General features: G+C 37.3%; 3 protein-coding genes. All 3 read right to left on the reverse strand.

The genetic code is table 11. The annotated features are described in order from the left end of the window. Positions 1 to 684 (reverse strand): condensation domain-containing protein (locus tag FNW02_RS36965; protein ID WP_225226265.1); only part of this gene is annotated, 684 nt, incomplete at its 3' end. A gap of 83 nt (positions 685 to 767) precedes the next feature. Continuing rightward, a complete protein-coding gene (locus FNW02_RS36970; RefSeq protein WP_191762444.1) occupies positions 768 to 4076 on the reverse strand; it encodes a non-ribosomal peptide synthetase in 3309 nt (1102 codons plus the stop codon). Between the two features lie 212 nt (positions 4077 to 4288). Then, positions 4289 to 6110, reverse strand: a 1822-nt coding sequence (locus FNW02_RS36975; RefSeq protein ID WP_225226267.1) for a condensation domain-containing protein, incomplete at its 5' end; no start/stop codon positions are given.

Raw genomic sequence — 6110 nt, forward strand, 5'->3', positions numbered from 1 at the left:
CCATTGTCTTTGCCAAACTGCAAAGTCTGCGTACTGGATAGGTAATTCTGGTAAGGGGGATGGAACTCCTATACAAAAAGCTTGATATAAAGTCGATAACTCTTGAATGAATACCCCTATTGACCAACCATCCGAGATAATGTGGTGCATTGCCAGTAACAATACATATTCCGTAGTGTCTAACTGAAACAAACTACACCTGATTAATGGTGCTATCTCTAAGTTAAACGGGGTAATTGGTTCTTTTTGTATTTGTTGCTGTAGGAAAGTTTTACGTTCTTTATCTGGTAGTTTTTGTAAGTCAACCACATTGATTGCGATCGCGACTTCTGGATGAATCACCTGTACTGGAGTGCCATTCACAGTTCGGAAGCTAGTGCGTAGTACCTCGTGACGGCGTACTAATTCTGATAATGCAAGTTGGAGAACTTGCTGGTTGAGATTACCTTCTAAAAGAACTGCTCTAGGTACGTTATAGAAGGGGTTATTAGGCTCTAATTGCTCCAAAAACCATAACCTTTCCTGGGCAAAGGATAGGCGAGGTGAGTCGTGGTCGCTTCTTCGGGGTATTGCCTGCTTTTTGGAAATATGAGTATTCTTATTTTTCTTATTTTTAAGTCTTAGTTCTAATAAAGCCCGCTTTTCTGCTGAAAGATTTGCAATTTTTTCATTGATATTTTTCATAACTAGTAACTATTAATTCCAAAACAACTGTTAATTCAAGGAAAATAGAAGCCGCTATAGCTTTTACCATTAGCAATTGATCTTCAGCTATGTACTGATGAATGCATTTCTTCGGCTAAAAGCTGTTGCACTTTGTCATCTGATAGATCTTCTAACTCAGCTAACAAATGAGTCATATCTTCATCCTCTGTATGCTGTAACTGAGTCACAGCTTCAGCTAATTCTGCTACAGTTGGTATTTCAAATATTTGCCGTAAGGATAGTTCCACAGAGAATGTTTGGTTTAATCGAGAAATAACCTGGGTTGCGAATAAAGAATGTCCCCCTAGAGTAAAGAAGTTGTCGTGGATACCTACACTTTGTACACTTAGAATTTCAGAGAATATGCTGGCTATAAGTTCTTCATTTTGGGTGCGTGGTGCTACGTATTCATTTTCTCGTGAAACACTATCAGGCGAAGGTAATGCTTTTCTATCTACCTTGCCGTTGGGTGTTAATGGCAGGGTATTTAAGATGACAAAAGCAGAAGGCATCATGTATTCTGGTAACTTTGAAAGCAGGAATTCACGTATTTCTTTGGTAGGAAGTGATTCATAAAAAACTATATAGGCAACTAAGCGTTTGTTACCACTGCTTTCTTCTATGGCAATAACTACGGCTTGTTGTATTTGGGGATGACCGTTAAGAACAGATTCGATTTCTCTCAATTCGATGCGAAACCCACGAATCTTTACTTGATGGTCAATGCGACCAATAAATTCAATGTTGCCATCAGGTAAATATCGAGCCAAATCTCCTGTTTTGTATAACTTAGATTCTTTTGGCAGACTTTCCCTTGCATCTTTCGAGATAAAATCGTCAAATGCCGGAGTGAGTTTCTGTTTTGACTTATCAAAAGGATTTGGGATAAATTTTTCGCTAGTTAGTTGTGGGTTATTGAGGTAACTTCTAGCTAAACCATCACCCCCAATATATAATTCTCCGGGCATACCTATGGGTACTGGTTGTAAATCCTCATCTAGGATGTAGATTTGGGTATTGGCTATTGGGCGACCGATGGGTAATGTAGAGGAACGCAGAGGTAAGGATTTTTGATCTAGAAAATAGGTGAGTACCCCTACAGTAGTTTCTGTAGGGCCATAATGATTGATGATATTGCAATTAGGAGATTGAGCTTGAATCGTCTCTACCCAATCTGAACTAGATGCTTCACCACCAAGAATGAGTGTTTTAATCGGCAGAACTAATGCTGGATCTAACGAGGTTTGTAAAGCTGCTAGATGAGAGGGAACAATTTTAAGATAGTCAATATTCTGATGGTTAAAATATTCCCTTATAGCCTTTGGATCAGAGACTTTTTCCTCGGATATTACATGAAGACACCCACCTGTCAATAAGCAAGGAAATATTACAGTGTTGCCTAGGTCTGTACTAATTGTAGACACTAAAGCAAAATTGCTACTAGGTTTAATATTTATGATTTGAATGAGACTATAAACATAATTAAAGATTGATTTGTGTGCGATCGCAACTCCCTTCGGTTGTCCAGTAGAACCAGACGTGTAGATGACATAAGCCAAATTATTCAACTTCACCCCAGAGTTAAAATTATCCCTACACTGTTGCTCAATCACCCCCCAGTCCGTATCTAAACAAACCACCCGTGCTGGATTTGGTGGTAAAGATTCCTCCACTAACGATCTCTGAGTAAGCAACACCTCAACAGCAGAATCATTCAACATATAACTCAACCGTTCTTGGGGATATTTGGGGTCAAAGGGTACATAAGCACCACCAGCCTTCAATATCGCCAACAATCCCACCACCATTTCTAAGGAACGCTCTACGCAAATCCCCACCAACACCTCTGGTTTAACTCCCAGTTTTTGAAGATAATCTGCCAGTTGGTTGGCTTTTTGATTTAATTGCTTGTAAGTTAATTGTTGTTCCTCAAATACCAATGCTATAGCATCGGGTGTTTCTTCTACCTGTTCTTCAAATAATTGATGAATACACTTGTCTTTGGGGTAATCACAACTCGTGTCATTAAATTGGTGTAGAATTTTTTCTCGTTCAAAGGCGCTAAGAATTTCTATTTTTTCAATTGCCGTCTCAGGACAATTTAAAATACTAGATAATAGCATCTGAAATTGTTCAGCCAGACATTGAATGTAATCTTCCTCAAATAGGCTGGTATCGTAACATAACTTTGCCACTAAATCACAATGATTATGAGTGAAACTTAGTTTAATTTTGAACTTATCAAAACAAACATCTTGTTTAATAATAGAAAAGCAAATATCATCGACAATATGCTGTTCTGTTTGAGTAAAATCAAAACTAAAGGGAATAAAAGCAGTATTTATATAACTTTTTTCATCAATTATTGACTCCCAGTTAAATTGTTGTTTCCAAGAATAAATACTATTTATTTCCAATTGTATTTGTTTGAGAACATCCAGAAATAATAAGCCTTTTTTAAAACTAGATTTGAGTGGTAAATATTTGGCTAATAAACCAATAGAATCTTGCAAAACTTCATACTCTCGACCTTCACAACAAACTCCAACAAACACTTCTGATTCTTGGGTTATATGCCACAAAAATATCTGCCAGCACGCGAGGAAAAATAAATCAATTGGAACTTTTTCTTTTTCAATGAATTCTGATATTTGCTCCACTTGAGGAGAAGGAATAATAAATTTAAAATAACGGGGTTCAAATTCAGTTTCCCAAGTGGATTGTCTTTCAAAAGGTAGTTTTATACTTAAGCTATCAGTAATATTCTGCTTGCGCCAGTAACCTTTAGCAAATATCAATTCTTGTTCTTCGTCATCAAGTAGTTGATTTTGCCACTCCGATATGTCTGCATATTGTAGTACATCCTCAAAAAGTTCTTCACCTTTGGTGCAAGCACGATAAGAATTACTAATTTTGAGTACTAAATTATCGAGTCCTTTGATATCTACATATAAAGTAGGCAGGTTGAGCAACAATACAGATTCTTCCTCAGAAAGAGTGACTAAAGTGCAATGAAAAAGTGAGTTTTGGGAAAAATCAAAAGGAAGCTGACTATATTGCTTCCACAATAACTCTATTTGAGTCAACTGCGATTCTAATTCTATTTTCGTGTAATCGTACTCACTAAAGTGGAGACTAAAATCAGAAGCGATAACCTGTAATGGTAAGGTCATTCCAGCCACAGGACTAAAAGTAGTGCGGAGAATCTCATGACTTGATATTACTTGCTTGATCGCAGACTTTAAAGTATTAGGCTCGATTTTGCCTTTGATTTGTACAGCACAGTGGGCACGATAAGGAAAATTGGGTGAAGAATATTGTAGTTTCCAAAGGTGTTTTTGTTGGGGTGATAGTTCAAAACCTTCAATCATTTCTATTTTTTCTCCTATGTGATTACTCTAATACCGTTTCTGTCTAAAGATGGGGCTAATTTAGGTAGCATTGGTAGCTTTATTTGGATAGTCCCACTTTTATAGAGAGGGCAATTAAACGCAGCCTCATACAGAATTGGTATAATGGTCTTTTTGGTAGCGAGCAAACTTAAAAGTCTGCTCTGTCTAAACATAGTCCTTTGATAACCTACTCAGTTTTCTACCTTAATTGGATTGCGCTTAATTAGTTTTAGTTTTCCGATATTTTTGTTTGACAACTGTTGTTTTTCTGATTCATTGAGTAAAGGTAATTCACCTAACATTCGTGAAGAATTGTCTGCAATTTCACAGAAAATGGTTTGCAAATGTCCTAACATCCGCGCAATCGTATCTGATTCAAAACGAGTACTATCGTGACGAATCTTAACGAACAACTCATCTCCAGGGACTACCATTACAGTCAACGGATAATTATTTTGTCCAAAAATCTCGATTTCGCTGAAATGTAGCGAATTATCCTCATTCAATAAAGAACTATCAATTGGATAATTCTCAAACACCACAATGCTATCAAACAAAGGTGTTCCTTTTTGTACTTCGCTAAGAGCTTGAATTTCAACTAGTGGAGTGTAAGAGTAATCCTGTAATTCCAACATTAACTGTTGTATTTGTTGCAGCCAAGGTATTAGTTGCTGTTGGGGGGATATTTGTATACGTAATGGTAAGGTATTGATAAATAATCCCACTATTTCCTCTACTCCAGACAAATTGGCTGGACGACCAGAAATAGTCACACCAAATACTACATCTTTCTCGCCACTATAACGACTTAATAGTAATGCCCAAACTGCTTGTACTATCGTCGATAAAGTCATGCCATGATGCTGTGCCACATATTGTAACTTACGGCTCACTCCCACAGATAAATGTAATTCAAGTTCCTTATATTCCGGTTTAGCTTGTTGATTTTGAAAGGTTAACTTATCTACTACTAGGGAAGTTGGAATGCTAAAACCTTGCAAAGTTTGTCGCCAAAAGTCAAGAGCAGCAACATGATGTTGTTTCTGCAACCAAGCTATATAATCACGGTAGGAACGTGCTGTTGGCAGTGAACAAGTTTCACCTGCAACTTCAGCTTTGTAGAAACTTAAAACATCTTTGAAGATAATCGATAAACACCATCCATCTATGAGGATGTGGTGATGACTCCAGATGAACTTGTAATTATCTTCATCTAGCCTCACTAATGTACATCCCATCAATGGTGCTTGGTTGAATTGAAAACCAAGTCTTCTTTGTGTTTGCAACAACTCTGATAATTGCTGTTGTTGCTCTGTGGTTGATAGTCCTTGCCAATCGAGATTATTCCAAGGTAAATTAACTTGTTTGAGTACTACTTGTAATGGAATTGTCCGATTTTCCCAAACAAATAATGTACGTAAAACTGAATGCCTATCTACAACTTTCTGCCAAGCCAACTCAAAAGCAGCAACATTGAGATGACCTTTCAAATTCAAGGTCATCTGTTCAAAATATACGCCACTATCAGGTGCATACAGACTATGAAATAGCATCCCTTGTTGTGTCGGAGAAAGTGGATAAATTGCACAGATGTCTTTAGCTTTGATTGCAGCTAATAACTGCTCAATTTCTACTTGATTCAACTGTGCAAGCGGGAAATCACTCGGTGTATATCCTCTATTCTCTTCTAATTGACAATGTTCTATTATCGACCTGATTACCTGAATATAACTCTGTGCCAAATTCTCGACTGTGGCTGGAGTATGAACGTTACTACTGTAAGCCCAATTAATTTGTAATTCGCCTTCTATCACCAGAGCATTAATATCTAATAGATGCTCACGAGTCAGTTTTGAACTTTGATTGGCTCCTGTGGATTCAGATGTAAATTTCCAACCAGTTTGCAATTGGACTTGGTCAAATTGTCCGAGGTAGTTAAAACTGATTTCTGGAGTGGTGAGTGTTTGTATGTCAGTGACAGCAGTATCTTCACACAAGTAACGCAAGATACCA

The organism is Komarekiella delphini-convector SJRDD-AB1, from assembly GCF_014831675.1.
Classification (GTDB): domain Bacteria; phylum Cyanobacteriota; class Cyanobacteriia; order Cyanobacteriales; family Nostocaceae; genus Komarekiella.